The organism is Pedobacter soli (assembly GCF_900101435.1).
Lineage (GTDB): Bacteria > Bacteroidota > Bacteroidia > Sphingobacteriales > Sphingobacteriaceae > Pedobacter > Pedobacter soli.
Window position 1 is genome coordinate 117,980 of sequence record NZ_FMZH01000008.1, and the last position, 16,807, is coordinate 134,786.

General features: G+C 38.6%; 11 protein-coding genes. 2 read left to right on the forward strand and 9 right to left on the reverse strand.

The window, feature by feature from the left end:
* Window positions 1-2 precede the first annotated feature (2 nt).
* Both BLR37_RS17645 and BLR37_RS17650 read left to right on the forward strand, forming a co-directional pair.
* Window positions 3-3,062 carry an efflux RND transporter permease subunit gene (locus BLR37_RS17645; protein ID WP_090770862.1) on the forward strand — a complete coding sequence of 1,020 codons (3,060 nt, stop codon included), beginning with the start codon at window positions 3-5 and terminating at the stop codon, window positions 3,060-3,062.
* A 329-nt stretch (window positions 3,063-3,391) separates the two neighbouring features.
* A complete protein-coding gene (locus BLR37_RS17650) occupies window positions 3,392-3,739 on the forward strand; it encodes a hypothetical protein (protein ID WP_090770864.1) in 348 nt (115 codons plus the stop codon).
* A 282-nt stretch (window positions 3,740-4,021) separates the two neighbouring features.
* On the opposite strand, the gene BLR37_RS17655 is transcribed toward BLR37_RS17650, so the two are convergent.
* The 9 genes from BLR37_RS17655 to BLR37_RS17695 form a co-directional block, all read right to left on the reverse strand.
* On the reverse strand, window positions 4,022-4,786 hold the full coding sequence (locus tag BLR37_RS17655) for a hypothetical protein (RefSeq protein ID WP_090770865.1): 765 nt from the start codon (window positions 4,784-4,786) through the stop codon (window positions 4,022-4,024).
* A gap of 346 nt (window positions 4,787-5,132) precedes the next feature.
* Window positions 5,133-5,720, reverse strand: coding sequence for a hypothetical protein (locus BLR37_RS17660; RefSeq protein WP_143009615.1), 588 nt, complete (start codon window positions 5,718-5,720; stop codon window positions 5,133-5,135).
* A 4-nt stretch (window positions 5,721-5,724) separates the two neighbouring features.
* Window positions 5,725-7,647, reverse strand: coding sequence for a hypothetical protein (locus tag BLR37_RS17665; protein ID WP_090770869.1), 1,923 nt, complete (start codon window positions 7,645-7,647; stop codon window positions 5,725-5,727).
* 212 nt (window positions 7,648-7,859) lie between these two features.
* Entirely contained in the window at window positions 7,860-8,567 is a 708-nt protein-coding gene (locus BLR37_RS17670; protein WP_090770871.1) for a hypothetical protein, read from the reverse strand.
* A 92-nt stretch (window positions 8,568-8,659) separates the two neighbouring features.
* Complete coding sequence (locus BLR37_RS17675; RefSeq protein WP_143009616.1) at window positions 8,660-9,895, reverse strand: hypothetical protein; 1,236 nt, start codon at window positions 9,893-9,895, stop codon at window positions 8,660-8,662.
* Entirely contained in the window at window positions 9,879-13,481 is a 3,603-nt protein-coding gene (locus BLR37_RS17680) for a PAAR-like protein (RefSeq protein WP_090770875.1), read from the reverse strand. The genes BLR37_RS17675 and BLR37_RS17680 overlap by 17 nt, the downstream gene beginning before the upstream one ends.
* A 12-nt stretch (window positions 13,482-13,493) precedes the next feature.
* On the reverse strand, window positions 13,494-14,312 hold the full coding sequence (locus tag BLR37_RS17685; RefSeq protein WP_167356640.1) for a hypothetical protein: 819 nt from the start codon (window positions 14,310-14,312) through the stop codon (window positions 13,494-13,496).
* 57 nt (window positions 14,313-14,369) lie between these two features.
* Window positions 14,370-14,555, reverse strand: a complete 186-nt coding sequence (locus tag BLR37_RS17690) for a hypothetical protein (RefSeq protein ID WP_090770878.1) — start codon at window positions 14,553-14,555, stop codon at window positions 14,370-14,372.
* 3 nt (window positions 14,556-14,558) lie between these two features.
* Window positions 14,559-16,373 carry a type VI secretion system Vgr family protein gene (locus tag BLR37_RS17695; protein WP_143009617.1) on the reverse strand — a complete coding sequence of 605 codons (1,815 nt, stop codon included), beginning with the start codon at window positions 16,371-16,373 and terminating at the stop codon, window positions 14,559-14,561.
* Window positions 16,374-16,807 lie beyond the last annotated feature (434 nt).

Below are 16,807 nucleotides of genomic sequence, written 5' to 3' on the forward strand. Positions count from 1 at the left end.
CCATGAACAAGTTTTTCGTTTCGCATAAAAACCCGATTCTGGCTGTACTGCTGATTATTATTGTGGGCGGTGTGTATGCCTTTACGCAATTAAAAACCGGGTTGTTTCCTGAAATTACCTTTCCGAAAATTAAAATTATTGCTGATGCCGAGCTACAACCGGTTGATAAAATGGTGGTTACCGTAACCCGTCCTTTAGAAAACGCGGTGAAGCAGGTTCCCGATCTACAATTGGTGCGCAGTACAACCAGCAGGGGCAGTTGCGAACTTTCGGCCTTTATGAATCCCGGTGCGGATATCGATCTGAGCCAGCAGCGCATAGAAGCGCAGATTGCCAAAATAAGTGCATCGTTACCTGCCGGGGTAAACATTTCGGTAGAAAAGATGAATCCATCTATCCTTCCTGTAAGTGGTTACAGTTTAGAAAGTCACAACCTTTCGCCTGCCGAATTGAAAAAGATCGCCACTTATACCGTAAAACCTTTCCTCTCTCAGGTAGATGGTGTTTCGGAGATCAGGGTAATTGGTGGTAAAAGTAAAGAATACTGGCTCGAGCTCGATGCACAGAAAATGCAGGCACTCGGTATTGCGCCTGATCAGGTTAGCAATGCCCTCAGTCAGACTAATTTCATTAAATCAAACGGTTACCTGGCCGATCATAATTACCTGTATTTATCGGTAACCGATGCTACCGTAAAGAACAAAAGCGATCTGGAAAACCTGGTGCTAAGCCGCAAAGGGAACCGGATTATCCGGATAATGGATATTGCCAGGGTTAACATTCAGCAGAGTGTAGAGTATACCCGTATTAATGCCAACGGCAAAGATGGAATCCTGATTGCGGTAATCAAGCAGCCCAATGCCAACCTCATCGACCTTTCTAACGAGATGTACACCAAAGTACAGCAGTTAAAAAGAATCTTGCCTGCTGGTGTAAGCATTAAACCCTATTATGTACAGGCCGATTTTGTAAACGAATCGGTAAAAAGTGTGCGCGATAGTTTGTTAATTGGTTTGGTTTTGGCCATAGCGGTAGCCATTATTTTTCTACGTTCGTTAAAAGCCAGCGCCACCATATTAATTACCATTCCGGTTACGCTGTGTTTAACCATAATTGTACTATATGGTATAGGTTATTCGCTCAATATCATGACATTGGGTGCCGTTGCGGCCGCCATTGGTTTAATTATCGACGATGCCATTGTGGTGGTAGAGCAAATTCACCGTACACACGAAGAACATCCCGAAGAGTTAACCATGCGCTTGCTGAGCAAAGCCGTAAGCTATCTTTTTCCGGCCATGCTCGGTTCTTCTATCAGTACCATCGTAATTTTTATCCCCTTTGTATTAATGACAGGGGTTGCAGGTTCTTATTTTCAGGTGATGACCAATACGATGATTATTACCTTGGTTTGCTCTTTTTTTGTCACCTGGATTGGTTTACCCGTTATTTATCTGCTGCTTACCCGCAAAGGGGGGAGCCATGCCGCCAGCGGGAAGAAACTGGTGGTGCATGAAGTGAAAACCCAAAACTGGGTGCGCTATTTTATTAGCCGGCCAGCCATTTCGATACTGTTTTTACTGGCGCTTGTTGCATCAATAGCACTTGTTTTTCCGCGTTTGGAAACCGGCTTTCTCCCCGAAATGGATGAAGGCAGTATTGTTTTGGATTATGCGTCGCCGCCGGGCACCTCGCTCGAAGAAACCGACCGGATGCTGCGGGAGGTAGAAAAGGAGCTGGTTAAAATCCCCGAGGTGCAGGCTTACTCCAGAAGAACCGGAACCCAGATGGGCTTTTTTATTACCGAACCCAATACCGGCGATTACCTGATCCAGCTGAAACATAACCGCAGTAAAACCACCGAAGCGGTGATTTCGGAAATACGCACACATATCGAACACACACAACCCGCACTGGTGGTAGATTTTGGGCAGGTAATTGGCGATATGCTGGGCGATTTAATGAGCTCGACGCAGCCCATTGAAGTAAAGGTTTTTGGCAACGACCAGGAAAAATTACAGGTATTATCGAAAAAGGTTGCAGGTGTGGTGGCACATGTTGGGGGTACAGCCGATGTATTTGATGGAATTGTACTTTCGGGGCCAACGGTAAATGTGCAGCCCAACTTTGCCATGCTGGCGCAATATGGGGTGAGTCCGGCATCGTTTCAAAACCAGCTGCAAACAGCCATGCAAGGTACTTTAATTGGCGATTTATACGATAAACAACAACTTTCGCCCATCCGTATGATTTATCCCGGAAGCCGTACTTTCAGTGTAGCCGATATCAATAAACTCAAAATTTTTCTACCTAACGGCACGGCAGTGCCCATACAGCAAATGGCTGTAGTTACGCTAAAATCGGGAATGGCAGAGGTAGCGCGCGAAAACCTGCAAACCATTGGTGTAGTTACGGCCAGGCTGGATAACCGCGATTTGGGAAGTGTAATGAAAGATGTACAGCAAGCCGTAAACACGAAGGTAAACCTGCCTTCGGGCTACCATATCGAATATGGTGGCGCTTACAAAGAACAGCAACAGTCGTTTTCCGAATTGCTAACCATACTCATTGCCTCGAGTTTGCTGGTGTTTAGTGTAATCTTATTCCTGTTTAAAGATTTTAAAATTGCCTTTCTCATTCTGCTCATTTCGGTACTGGGTATTTCGGGCAGTTACCTGGCTTTGTTTTTAACCCATACGCCTTTAAATGTGGGCAGCTATACTGGTTTGATTATGATTGTGGGCATTATTGGCGAAAACGCCATATTTACCTTCCTGCAGTTTAAAGCATCGCGGCAAAAGCAAGGTGTTGATGATGCCATTACTTTTGCCATTTCTACCCGGTTAAGGCCAAAATTAATGACTGCCCTGGGTGCAATCATTGCGCTTATGCCTTTAGCGCTGGGGATAGGAGCAGGGGCACAGCTGCACCAGCCCCTGGCCATTGCCGTAATTGGTGGCTTTATTGTAGCCTTGCCTTTATTGCTGGTGGCTTTGCCAAGCCTGATCAGGAAGATTTACCGGTCGGAAGAAGCACAAGAGGATTTGGTGAAACAGGTTTAGGGAATAGTATTTTCCGGTCTATTATTTATAAAAGCGTATACGTTAATTATAAAATCTAATGCATTAATTATAAAATCTACTACATTAATTATAAAAGCGGGTACATTAATTATAAACGGTGGTACATTAATTATAAACGCTGGTACATTAATTATAAAATCTACTACCTTAATTATAAATGCTAGGACGTTAATTATAAATGCTAGTACATCTATTATAAGCGCTAGTACATTAATTATAAAAGCGAATGCCTGTATTTAAACTAAAGATTAGTGATTTGCTAAAAATATTAGTATTTTTGTGTACTGAATTGATTTAGCATAAGCAATATGAAACCAAGGGATTTGATAGGTAAAAGTGAATTAGAACGCAAGTGGGAGAATTATAAATATGAAGCACCAGCCCAGCCCGCTATAACCTACTATACCATTTATGAAAAGGCAAAGGCTTTAAAACATTGGATATACGATCCCGAAATAAAACGCTGGCAAACACCCGAAGAGTTTTTAGAACTGGAGAAAAGAATTTCTGGTGGCGAACCCAAACGATTGGAGCGTTTGCAAATTAAAGACCCAATGGAGGGTGTTAATGCCGCTTACGAGCAATTACAAGCTTTAAAGGATAGGATGGAAATATTTGTGAAGAGGGTGATTGAATATTATAGAACTACACGATAAAATTTTGAGTAGATTTTACAAAAAACATAAAAAGAACTACAATTACATAGAACAGGTTGCCTGAAGATAGGCAACCTGTTTTGCGAAAATTAATAACCCAGACGTTTAATTATTTGAAAAAAATCCTTCGTTTTCTTTATACATAGCTGCTTGTGTTAACCAATAATCCACACCTGTTTTTCCTGCCCCCTCGGGGTCGATAGTAAAATAATCGGCGTGTTGTGTAATTGAACACGATTTTAGCTTCTGTTCAAGATATTGTTGAAAAAAGTTTCAATTATTTTATTGGGACTTTGTCTTTTTATCTCTCGGAATATAATTTTTTGTGTCTTTTGAAAGTTGGTGATAAAAGTAAAGTCCGGCTAATGAAGTTTCTTTATTCTCGACAAAAGCTGCGATAGATTTTTGTATAAACTCTTTGTTTTCGATAGATTGTTCACAGGTATCTAAAAATTTTTTTATATCCATGACGTAGCTTACATTTAATTTATTTTTAAGAAACTTTTTTTCTTTCGAGTTTAAAGAAAACTTCTTCATAATATATTTAAGAGCAGCCTTACGATTGGGTTCGGGTTCGTAATAGCCATAGTAGTTTTTTTGATCAATAACACTTAGATTACGAAAGTCTTCAGGTAAAAAATCATCATTTCTTTCAAAAAGACTCAATTTTATTATTCTATATAAATCAATGATTTTTATAGAATAAGGATCATAATTATAAAGAATTGTTGGGGTCGGATTTTTATAGAACACAGACTGCTTACGCAAGGAGTCTGTGTTTTGCTTTAATGCTTGATTAATATAATGCAAATAAACCTTGGGTGATTTCTTTACTTTTTTAATAAGCGAGCTATATTCGTAATAAAGAGAATCACCTTTTGTGCTTCCATTGTTACTTTCAATTTTTTTTCGATTTGGAAATATACCATAAAGCTCACACCAAAGTTTAAGTTTTACTAAATTTATAAGATCACGATCTATAGTATCTTGGGCAATCACAAAGGTCGAGCTAAATAATAAAACAATAATTAAAATGATCTTTCTCATATTTTATTAAGTTATTTTTTTCTCCAATAAATTCTGGAAGGTTCAGTTTTACCATTAACAACAAAGGTAGCTTCATTACTACCATAAGACTTGGGGATGTCCCTCGGGTGGTGCTCAATAATTTCGTAATAAGGCCCCATTTTACTAGAAATTTTAGTTTACGCGAACGTTATGAAGATTAAAATAAAACAGGCTACCTTAATAAGGCAACCTGTTTTATTCTGCATGATTTTTATCAATATTACTTGCACTTATACATGCCAAATTTCTGAAGCTCAATCTTAGCTATTGAATCTAAACCTTTGCTGGCATAAAAATGCAGCCCCTTTATTTTATAACAACAAATTTATTTTTGCATTTTATCAATGTTGGTTCTGTCAAGCCCATAATAATCGATTAACCATTTGTTATTAACCTTCGTTAAGGTAAAAATGTATTGGCCGAACCTTGAAATATCAAATTTAACTATTGCCTTATCATAAATCCAGTAAATTTTGGTAAACTTACCTTCTTTGAAATGATCCAAAATCTCTTCTGGTTCAAAGCCAAAAATCGGATCAGCCTCAAGACCTACGATAGGCCCAAAATAATCTATTACTGGATGTTTTACTAAAGTGTCCGATACATTTTGATATATTTGTTTAAGATCATTAAGGAAGCTTTCTGATACATAACCGGCTCTATTGAAGTTTGTTAAGTGTTTTTCAACGGCCTCCATATTAATCTTAACTATCATACCTTTTTTAACTGTATCGGTGTTAAATCCCGTTATGATTGTTGAATTTTCGAGTTTGTTCTCATTTACTTTGTACCAATTTAAAAAGCCAATAATTGTTTTTTTTATCTTCTGGTCTTCTATCGATACTTGTTTAGTTTGCCCTCTACAAATATTGATAGTTAACAAACAAATAATACTAAAAAATAAGTTTCTCATGGCATTATTTTTTTATGCTTTTACGAATCTGAGTAACGGTGTAGTCTCGCATTCCTGCCTGTGATCTATATCCAATTATAGCTGTTCTACCAGTTATTTTTCCGGTGGATGGGTTAAAATAAAGACGGTTACTATAGCTTGCTCCTGTAGCAGGATTATTAGTTGCACTATCCATAAACTGAAAATATTTACCTTTCTCGTCGGTACCCATTGCAACAACTACGACATAATGGTCTGTTGAATTGTCTTTGTTAGCAATTGGAGCGCCTGCTCTATTGTCGACACCTATTAAAACTGGTATTTTTTTGCTTAAGGATGTAATCATATAACTGATAGCCTTTTTAGTCTGAGTTAGGTTTACCCCATCTTGGGTAGTATAAATTGAAAATGTTTGTCCACCAGGTAAAAAGCCAGAGCACGTATATCCAGCTTTGCCTAATTGTTCTTTAGCTAATATTAGGCAATTTACATTTTTTGGGTTTCCATCAGGACCAATAATTTGTCGCATTGGAACAAATTTTTCAAAGGAAATAACTCTATCCACTGTAGGCCAAGGATCTGTGTCTTGATATTCTTGGTAAGCTGTTTGATCAGGATCAAATAAAACTTCATTATCAGAATCAATCCAGTTATCAGCATCGGGATCAGCTATGATTTCTGTTGCTGGCAAAAACTGATTTTTAAAATTTTCAAAACTGCCAGGATTTGCCATTAAATACCCAACTGCCCATTGTCCAAATTCAATATTATCTTGTGTAATGATTTGGAGTTTATCTATATAATCGGCAAGTGCGGCAGTAATTTCTACATTATTAGGATCTCTTAAAAAACTTTGCTGTGCTTGTGTACCTATTCCCAAATTGGTAATCACATAATCTGCAGTAAGGGTGTTTACCGTTACATTTGGGCCATGGCTATTTGGATAAGGTTCGAAACTGCCATCCAAACTTGTAGCATCTGGATTGCCTGAATCACCAGGATTAGGTTGCCCAGCCTGGTCTGCAACAATATCCATTCCCTGGTAATATACTCCAGGCATATAGGCATTATAGATAGGCCAACCTGATGCTAAATAACCAGATGTACTATTGCTACCACCGCCACTTCCAAATATTGATCCCCAATTTATATTTAATCTCCATCCTCCGGCGCCTTCGTTAAAATTCTCTGAATAGACAGATAAGCCAAATATATGCCCTATCCAACCAATTACATTATTTGCTAAATTTGCTATCCATTTCCAAAAATCAACAGCCGTTTTATCCTTTAAACCATTCTGTGATTGTAATTTACCGTTCTTTAATGTCAAAGCAAGGCTCTCAACAGGTGGTTCCTGCGCCAACTTCATACAATAAGATTCCTGCAAGACATTATTTTTTACCTGTTGTACAAAAATAGTATCGCCTTTAAGGTTCCATTCATAAAGTTTACCATTTCGTTTGTCATTATTGTTATCTCCTTTATTTTCGGATATGAAATTGAGCAGATAAGCATGTAATTTACCATTTCCACTGTCCTGTATAAAAAAAACTTCGGGCGGGTGCTGGGTATCGTAATTAATATTAGAGCCAGGTTTACGCGGAACAGTTACATTGTTTTTGGGTTTTAGGCTTTGGTTTGATACGTTTTGTTCACCTTTATTTAGCGAGCCTGTTATATTATCATTGTTCAGCGTAGGGATACGTACCACCTGTTTACCCCTTATATTGGCTTGCTTTGCCTTGCTCCAATCGAGTGTTAGGAGTTTTGCAGTTGGATTATCGTCAATCCAATGTTGAATAGTACTTTCTGTAATGAATTGTCTTTTTGGAAGATCTTCTGGGGCAATAAGATTGACGTTTTCTTTTCGGCAACCTTGCGCAAGAAACAGACAGATTAGCGTGAGGCAAGCCATGGCTTTACCTTTGTTGAGCATTAATTTTTTCATCGTTAATTTAAATTTAATTGTGAGAGGGACGTGGATGCAAACTTACGGTAATAGAATTGTTACCTACAAGGGGTTTTCCGGAATTTTACATGAAATAGTTTGTATATTCATAGTTAGCTCATTAATCGCATAAATATTTCTTTTATTTTACATGTACTCAAAAAAAACGCCTCCTAAGAGGCGGCTTTGTAACGCAAGATGCAAATCAATTATCACACTTTTAATTTTTTAAATGTTAAGCCTATAATGTGTTTGCGTTGTGGGTGATCTAATTTTAGCGATGCTTTGATGTAACTTTTAACCCCCAGTACGATATCCACTAATCCTGTTTGTTCTGCGTAAAAAACAATAGCTCTTTTTTTACGGGCATCATCAACCGGGGTTTTGGCAATGGCTACCGCATTAATACTGGCTTCCATGGTTTGGAGTAAGGATTGAAAAGATTTGATGGTAATGTCTTCTTCTGTAGGGGTATATACATTACTGTTAAGCAAAACATCAATATACTGTTTAAAATTCTCGACCCTATTGTCATAAGATACCGCTCTTTGAGATCTGCTAACCGTACTATCAGCATCTTTCTGGTTTTTTATGATGCCCCTTAACTGGTCGGCAAGCGTTTTGGCTGTTTGTAATTCAGCAGGATTAGCAATCGCTGCCTTTAGATAATTAAAGCTTCTGGATACCAGATTATTGAAGGGTTTGAAAATAAGTTCCTGTTCATCAACAGCTTTTCTATATGCCGGTAGCACTTCACTAACTGCACGGTTTGCATCTTCTGCTCTTTTAGATAATTCTTCTAATGCTTTTATCTCGTATATCGCTTTAGGCGGTTGGTAGTTGTCTAAAGTTTTTAGCCTGATAATTAGATCTTTGGTGTTGGCCGCATTTTTAGCGTAGCCACTTTCTGTGTTTGACATAGGTTATTTGATTAGGTAAATATTTAATTATTGGTTCGGTAAACGATTTTGTTGCCTGTTTAAATCCTCGATAAACTTATTTCAATCCATCACTATTCGGGATCTGCCCCGGTTGGCGGCGCTTCTTCCTGTAGTTTGGCAATTATTGCTTTCATTTTGGGCAGGCCGAAATAATTGTGCTGCTCAATTATTTTAATCACCTCAGGATGTGAAACGGAAATATTGTACAAAGAAGAGCCGGCATTATTCCATACATCAGCAGATTCCAGTGATTTATATTTCTCTATTGCGGGGTTTTCGATATTGGCAATGTTGGCTACGATCTCTGCTTTTTCTACAGCAGTGAATTTTTTGGAGGGGTCTTCGTCGAAGATTTTGTAGCTGTCATCTTTTGAATCGCCATCGTACAAAGTGAATATAAAATAGCCCAATGCATAAATAAAACGGTTATCCGTAGCACTGGTGTTTTCTTCTACATATTTTAATAAACCTTTTCTTATTTCTAACTTATTATTACAATCTTTTACAAAAAAAAGATTGGCTATATATTGTCCTATTACAGGGTTAACTCGCGTGTTCTCCTTATATAGGGAATCTAGTACCATTTTATTTATTTTAGAATCTTTATCATAGCCAAAATCATTTAGAAGTGTAAATAGGAAGTGTTTTTCATTATTTAAAAGCCATGCCAGGCTAGCCTTATCATTATTGAATATATATTTATTTCGATGAACATTATGGAGATCTACCGTGGTTTTGTAGGTACCATCATCATTTATTTTTATTAAATCATCTAAGGTTTGAAAATCGGTGATTAAATGTTCCTTTCTCATTAAAAAATAATTTTCGTTATAAGAAAAAAAATCCATTTCGCCTTTTAAAAGATCTTCGTAGCTTTTATACTGTAAACCAAATAAAGTAATGTAATCTGTGGTTGAATGTATTCTATAGTGCTTGCTTTTTAAATTTTCTATACCAAATATTTCATTAATCCTTTGATAAAATATTTCATCAGTTACGGGTTTAAAACCATTGTTTTTTAATCCCTCAAGTAATACTTTAGAGGCTAAATTCAGGTCTTTGGCAGTTAGTTCATAGGGGGCTTCCGGATCTTCTTCATCACCATCACTGACAAGCCTTTTTTGATACTCAATATGTTGTTTAATTTCATTTATTTCATCTTTTGTTAGCCCCATTGCAGTTTGTTTAATGTTGTTTTTTTCTACTTTATCAGGTTTGTTTTGACATGCATTAATCACTAATAAGATAATGCAATAGATTAATGTTTTTCTAGTATAAATACTACACTTGTTAGTTAGTCTTTCCATTTTGTTTATTATTGATACCGAACTTTTTATTTAATTTATTTATATCCCTATAGAGGTCATTATCAGTTAATTTGTCTATTTCGTTAATGGTGTAGTCAGTTGGTATGTAAAACCCATATAATTTTTTCTGTTTACTTTTACTTGTATACTCTCCATATTCACTAAAACGAATAGAGTCGTTTTGATTACCACCCAGTAATATGTATTTGCCATTTTTATTCTTGCCGTAAAGTAAACCTGTATGGCCATTTTTGCCGTTACTATGTCTATAAACGACAAAACAGCCATAAATTGGTTCAGCTATTTTTTTGTATTTTGAACTACCTATAGGAGTTAGTGATCCGGCAGAATTTGAATGACTGTATGGTTTATTGTAGTTTTTCGGGTTTTTTGTTTTACTAATACACCAATTCATAAATGCGGCACACCATGGGCCTTTTTCGCCATTTGTTGGCTCGTAAAAATTGCCACAATACTCGAGGTACTGCTTAGCTTTGGAGTACATGGGGTCTTCTGATTCTGGGCATCCTTTCATGGCTTTGGCTTCATTTAGGGCTATTTCCATCCATGGTGCACGCTTACCTGTTATTGTTATCTCAATACTTTTCCAATCGCATGCTTTTACTCTAAATATTTTTGAAGTATATTCATTAAATGCATTTTGTTTTAACGTATGACTATTGCCTACCTCGTTGCCAACTCCTTGTGAAACGGGTTTGTTTTCAGGAAATCCATTAGATTTAGCTATCAAACCATTCCATTTAAAAAATGCCATAGAAGTTAAAACTGCTATCCTGATATCTTTGGCAACAATGTCAGGATCTTTGAGGATATCAATCTTTTCGTATTTTAAGGTATAGGTATTTGCTTTTGCATAATTTTCTCTTCCGGTAAGCTGTATCAAACCCTTTCCCCTGAATTTCCAGCCATCGCCCTCCTGGGTATTGCCAACGCGGTTATTTATGCCCCGGTTTTTATCGGCATAAGCCAGGTTGGCAATCATTTGTTCATTGGCCGCATGATCTTTTGTGCGTCCGTATTTGTAGGCATCTTCGTGGTGTTTGGCGAAGTACGAAAAAGGCGGATTATCACGCTTACCTGTTTTTTTGTTCAGGTTGCCATTAATTAAGGTATCGGCACTGTAATTCATGTTTTCGCCGGTTTTTACATGAAGTTTGGTGCTCGATTCTACCCTGATCTGGGCAAAAAAATGGGCTTTTACCCAGCAGGTATTCATGCCCAGTTCGGCTATATATTTATTGTAAGTTTCGGCTACCAGCTTAAGGGTATGGTCATCGGCATCTTCGAAAATCTTTTTCAGTTCAGCAGTGGTAATTGCTGCATTGCACCTCGGGCAGTCTCCCGAATGCTGGCCTTCCTGCCGCACAATCCCCACCAGGGCTTTCCCGCCATTGGCAGGTACATCATTTTTAAAGGCAACCAGGGTATTGCTGATGCCCAGAAATTCCATTTCTGCTATTTCGGCATAAAAATGATGGAGTTTTTCGCTATAACTTTTCTCCCAACTTTTTGAAAGGATAAAATCAAATTCAACAATGCCGTGCTGATTTAGCGTGTATTTTTTATGGTGCAGCAGGGTATCTTTCCTTAAATGATCTAAGCCCAGCCGGCTTTCTTTGCGGTATATTTTTACGTTTACTGTTTTTGCACTCAGGTTGCGGGTACGAATGCGGCATTTCATCTTGCTGCCATAAGTGGCTTGTATTACGGGTTTACCATCCAATAAAAACTCAATACTTACAATTTCTTCCCTGGTAACCAGCTGTAGTTTCTGGAGCGGCTGGGGGATGTTGCCGTTCAGGATTTCATATTTTTTATCGGCAGCATGTACCTTGAAATAAAATGCTGTTCCCGCTTTTAAGTGTTTGCGGTATTTTTCTGCATGTGGTATAAAATCATATCCATCAGTATTTAATACCTGGCTGGGGGGTGTTTTGAAGCCATTAATGACATGGATGGGTACTGCTTTACCGGTATCATCGAGGTAACCATATTCGAGGTTTACCACAAGCCCCTCGGCAGCTCTGAATTTTATGTAGGCATGGTTGGCTTCCTCCCAGCCGGTCTTTGTTTTTTTACCACCTTCGGGGTATTCCCATTGTGCCAGCACCACTTCGGGTTGGGCTACCACAACTTTAACGGCTATTTTGTTATTTGGTTGTGCTAAATAAGCCTGCACGGTATATTCGCCGGGTTCTTCAAAATGGTGACTGATTATTTCCCCGCTTTTTGAGTTAAAGGTAGCCACACAATTGCCCTTATTGTCTTTACAAACCCATTTTATTGCAGCAATTTCGTGGGGCAGGGCGGGTAGTATTTTAAACTGATCTTTTACGCTAAAGGTTATTTTCTCTTTTATCCGGGTACTTGCTGTAGAAGCGCTAACCGATGTAATTGCATTTTTTACAGCCTTTATCAGTTCTGATTGTTTGGGTACTCCGTTAAACAAGGCCGAAACGACGTAATTACATTCCTCATCGCAGATTATCCTGGTGAGATTTCCATTGGGAATAAGGAGTGTAGGGGAGCCCTTCCCGCTGATTTTGTTTACCTCCCAGCTAATAGTATTCATGTCGCCGGGAACGGCAAGGCCTGGAAAAAGGCTTTTGAGCCTGAATTCAACTGCTTCCTGTATCCTAACTTTGGTTCTGCCATCGGTTGTGGTAACGGTTTCAATTTGGTTTTCCTTAATGGTATAAGCTTTGGTTACTTTTTTATCACCAGCGGTTTTGCCATAGGCTTCAACCAGGTAAGTGCCTGTCTTTTTAAAAGTAAGGGTAAGGGTTTCGCCAGCATCACTGCGCAATTGCATCGGGACACCATTTTCATTGTAAATAACCCAGTTAACGGCTTGCTTTTCAGCATCAGTTGGTTTACCTGTAAAACTTGCACGGAAAGTAACCGGGCTGTTGAGCGGTTGTTCGGTACCATAGCTTAAAACGGATATGGATTTTACTGTAGCGCCATCTTCGTCTTCATTTTTAGCTTCCTGTTCGGTATGTATGAGTTCTTCGGTAATTAATGGGCCATCGGCGGCCCAACTTCCCGGATTTGCATTTTCCAGCACCTGCTGGTTAATATCAGCCTGCTGGCCATGCTGTACAATTTTAATATTTCCTCCCTTTGCAGTACATATTGCGCTGCTGCGGTTGGTCAGTGCATAAGCGCCATTGGGAAGTGCGATCTTTTCATCATAATCTTTCCACTGTAACCGGGCAGTGCAGGGTACAGGTTTACCGGGATCGGGAACCTTGCACTGGCCAAAATTGAGGTTAAATAATTTGTTCTCCAGGGTAGTGGCAACAAGCTTATTTTCACCATTATCGTTAATGATGTATTTATTGTGGCTGAGTATATGCAGCGGTTTAGGTGAAGGATCTGCGGCTTTATCGCAGGTGCATTTAGCCCCCTGACAGATTAAAAGTTCATTGAGCTCCTTATTTTGTATGGGCTTATCTTCTTTCTCCGCTTTGTTATGGGCAGAAACTTCTTCTACACCAGTAAGTTCCTCATCTTTAAGGTTTGACTCGTCAGCTGTTATTTCCGGATCGATGTTCCAATTCATTTGCGCTATGTTTTACTCATGGGTGGTTAAAAAGATGTCGAGCGTTTTTTCAAAATTGCCGGTAGTTAACTGATAATGACTTTCTAATGCATTACACCAACCAGTAGCCGCATCAACCTGATAAAAACCATCTACACGTATTTCTTCAATTCGATCATCGGTTTTGGTCTTTAGCCAACAGTTAAATCCGGGTTGATCATGGATTTCGGCTTTCTGGCCCGAAAATTTAATTAAGCAACCAGTTGGCAGAGGTTTAACCCGCCACTTTTCCCCGAATTGGATAGGTGCAGGGCAAAAGCCATATACCGTTCTTTCTCCACGGAAAATATTTTCGGTAAAATTGACCTGGTAAACGTTTCTGAAATATTCATTCAGAAAAAGATCCTGCATCAGGTTATTTGTTAAATTGTCGCCGGGCAAAAGTTTACGATCGATTGTTGTCAATGCATTTTCAACCCAATTGCCAGCAAAACTATTTTCGATATTTGTTCTGGTGTTTAGCCATTTTTTCCAAAGTACTTCCTGTTGTTCAACAACGGTTGGCGAACCATTGAAATTTAATTTTAAACTTACCGGATTCAATACCGTTGAAACCTGTTGTACAAAGGCATCAGCATCGTTGTTGGGGAGATTATTTATGGCGTTAGGCTTACGGTAAACCGTTATACGCTGCGAGCCTGTCCAGAACGAAACCTTCCCGGGTACAATATTGATGTCGAAATCTTTATGGATGTATTCAACCTTTTGATTTGTTCTTTCTGAAATCGCTATTTTCAAATGCATGTTTAAAGTTTCTTTTAAAGGTTTGTAATGGATTTTGCTAATGGTCATGCCTGTCATTGAAAGTGTTTTGCTTTTCTATATTTTTGTACAAAATTTACCGGGTATTCAGGGCGATTTATTTTCTTTGATGGTTTCGCGAAATGATTCATACCTATCGTATTTTACTTTGTGCTTAGCCTGTAAAATCACATCCTTGAAGGCGTTGAAACTGATATGCCCTTGTGTAGCTGCATACACGATGTTTGCTGAAGACTCGGTTATCGTTTTGCCGATGTATTTTATGGTTCCCATATGCTAAAAGAGTTTAACCTTACCACCGCTTTTATTTATGATTTCTTTAGCACTGTGGATTTCAATGTTATCGTTTGTGCTATTTAAACTGATGCTTTCAGCAGTTTTTTCGATATGGGTAGCAGTTTTGTTAATGTGATTATTGGCTATCATTGATATGTTATCGGCCGTTATCGAATGATTTTCGCCGGCATTGCTGGCAATATTTGCCCCTGCATTGGTATAAATATGTTCTCCGGCCGATATGGATATCAGCTGGCCGGCATTAATTTGGATATTTTTTGCACTGATATTGATGTTTTCTGGTGCCGAGATTTCGATACTCGATGTCTGGGTATCAAACCTGATGATATTGTTATTTTTATCGGTGATGGTGATCGTCTCCGCTCCGGATGAATCGTTAAATTCAATCGTATGACCGCTTCTGGTGGCAATGGTTTTTAAATGGTTATCGGTATGGCCACCTGTACCATTTAAACCGTGGAAAATGCTGCCCAACACAATGGGTTTGGCAATATTTCCATCTTCGAAACCTACTACAACCTGATCGCCAATTTCGGGTATAAAAACAAAGCCCCTGTTGGTGTTTACTGTTACACTGCTACCTGCATCTGGTGTAACGATCCTTAACCAATCGCTCACATCATGGTTGGCGCATATCCATTTAAACTTTACTTTGATGCGGCCCTGGCCTAAAGGATCATTATTGTCTGTCACATCGGCTAGCTGCATTGCCGGATTTGGTTTTTGATAACCGCTTACATTTAAACATTCGGTGCTGGCTGTTAATCCTTCAAAAGTATGATGGTATTTGCCGGCAATATCTATATGGTGATTGATGCCCGTAATGAGGAATTTGCCGATACTTTCTGTTATAAAGTCGGTTTCACGCCTCATACTCATAAATATTTCGGCAATGTTTCCAATACACAGTCCGGCATTATCACCTTTGCCGGTAATTTTTAGCAGCCGGGATGCATTGGCCTTGTCTTCGTTTTCCTGATGTTTTTTAATATCATCACCATTTTTCAGTCTGATAGGGGACGTATGGTTAAGCGTTTTGCTATAGGTACGGTTGGAAGCCGTAACGGCATGTATATGATCAGGACTACCGGCTAAATCCACTTGCATGCCGCTTTGAAGTATTTCATCGGTTATGGGGTTATAGTCGAAGCAATGCTGTTGCAAGGGAGCAATTTCCATCTCATATTGGAATTGATGTATATCGCGGCCATAATATATGGCTACTTCCTTTTGTTGATCTGGCTTACCAAAATGGAGTTGTTTGCCATCGTAGAAAAACCATTCATGGTATGCTGCAGCCAGGCGGTTTAAGAGATTAAAATCGCTTTCCTGATACTGGATTAGATAATCAACTGGTGTTTTTCGTGTGGGGTTACAAACAATTTTAAGATCGTTTTCCGCAATATCTTTTGTAACCAGGCTTACAATCTCGTTTAAAGTTTTATCGAGATAAGATCCCAGATCTGCACCACGATCGATTAAAATGGTTGGACTGTAGCCACTCACAATCAAAAGACCATGATAACCGTGATTTTGTGCCAGTGCCACATGGGTAACCAGGCCAATAAATTCCTGCATATTATCCTGGGAGTAACCAAATGAAGCCGTAAGGGTTTTCCCTATAAAATCGCGACAGGTATCGAGGTTGATTAAACCTGGGCGGCCTGCCTCATATTGTTTAAACCGGAGTTCGAAATAGTGATGACCATTAAACTGCTGCGCCAGATCGAAGGAGTCAAAGTAGTTAATCGCTTTGCCTTCGATATTAATTTCGGTAATAAGTTTGTTTTCCATGAGCGTATGTTTAGGAATACTGATGGTGTAGTTGTATGTAGTATTTGGCAAAACCCTCGCCAATTCTTTATTATACACCTGAATGTGAGTTAGTTTGGAAATGGTGCTGTGGTTAAATCTTCGATTAATGCGCCGCTAACGCTACTTTTTCTGAAAAAATAAATTTTAAACCACGCTTTAATGTTAAAGCATATCTTGGAACCTCAAATTGGAGAATGGGGAAAACTGGGGAAATATTTCTACAATACGAGGTTTGATTTATCCCCAATAATGTCTTTTATGGCTGTAGTTTTAAACCTCATAACGCTTTTCTTTACAAAATGATTAGCAGTTTAAGAATCATCGGTTGTGAGTATTGATAAAAGGGATGGCTGATGTGCTGATAATTGGTAGCACTAAAATTAGACAATCGTTTGCGCTGACATTTCTATTGT

Excerpts from the sequence above, each read along its gene's own strand:
- BLR37_RS17645 (WP_090770862.1), top strand. The coding sequence starts at position 3 with ATGAACAAGTTTTTCGTTTCGCATAAAAACCCGATTCTGGCTGTACTG.
- BLR37_RS17650 (WP_090770864.1), top strand. The coding sequence starts at position 3,392 with ATGAAACCAAGGGATTTGATAGGTAAAAGTGAATTAGAACGCAAGTGG.
- BLR37_RS17655 (WP_090770865.1), bottom strand. The coding sequence starts at position 4,786 with ATGAGAAAGATCATTTTAATTATTGTTTTATTATTTAGCTCGACCTTT.
- BLR37_RS17660 (WP_143009615.1), bottom strand. The coding sequence starts at position 5,720 with ATGAGAAACTTATTTTTTAGTATTATTTGTTTGTTAACTATCAATATT.
- BLR37_RS17665 (WP_090770869.1), bottom strand. The coding sequence starts at position 7,647 with ATGAAAAAATTAATGCTCAACAAAGGTAAAGCCATGGCTTGCCTCACG.
- BLR37_RS17670 (WP_090770871.1), bottom strand. The coding sequence starts at position 8,567 with ATGTCAAACACAGAAAGTGGCTACGCTAAAAATGCGGCCAACACCAAA.
- BLR37_RS17675 (WP_143009616.1), bottom strand. The coding sequence starts at position 9,895 with ATGGAAAGACTAACTAACAAGTGTAGTATTTATACTAGAAAAACATTA.
- BLR37_RS17680 (WP_090770875.1), bottom strand. The coding sequence starts at position 13,481 with ATGAATTGGAACATCGATCCGGAAATAACAGCTGACGAGTCAAACCTT.
- BLR37_RS17685 (WP_167356640.1), bottom strand. The coding sequence starts at position 14,312 with ATGACCATTAGCAAAATCCATTACAAACCTTTAAAAGAAACTTTAAAC.
- BLR37_RS17690 (WP_090770878.1), bottom strand. The coding sequence starts at position 14,555 with ATGGGAACCATAAAATACATCGGCAAAACGATAACCGAGTCTTCAGCA.
- BLR37_RS17695 (WP_143009617.1), bottom strand. The coding sequence starts at position 16,373 with ATGGAAAACAAACTTATTACCGAAATTAATATCGAAGGCAAAGCGATT.